This is a genomic window from Citrobacter sp. TBCS-14, from assembly GCF_005280805.1.
Taxonomy (GTDB): Bacteria; Pseudomonadota; Gammaproteobacteria; order Enterobacterales; family Enterobacteriaceae; genus Citrobacter; species Citrobacter gillenii.
Genome location: NZ_SZWM01000401.1, coordinates 1 through 230 on the forward strand (window position 1 = coordinate 1; position 230 = coordinate 230).

A 230-nucleotide genomic window follows, 5' to 3' on the forward strand; every position below is an offset into this window, starting at 1 on the left:
GGCATCGGATAACCCCAGGCTTTGGCATATTCAGGCATCAGCCAGACACGATGATTTTTCACCGCGTCAATTCCCTGCCAGTTAGGATCGTTTTGGATCTCTTTGACCACCTGCGGATATCGGTCCTGAACAAAAATCACCTGCGGGTTCCACGCCAGCACCTGCTCAAGCGCCACCTGACGCGCGCCTTTCACGCTGGCCGCCGCCACATTTAACCCACCCGCATGTTG

General features: G+C 56.1%; 1 protein-coding gene. It reads right to left on the minus strand.

Annotated features, from left to right (window positions below):
- Positions 1 to 230, minus strand: a 230-nt coding sequence (locus FDX22_RS15790; protein ID WP_146717439.1) for an ABC transporter substrate-binding protein, incomplete at both ends; no start/stop codon positions are given.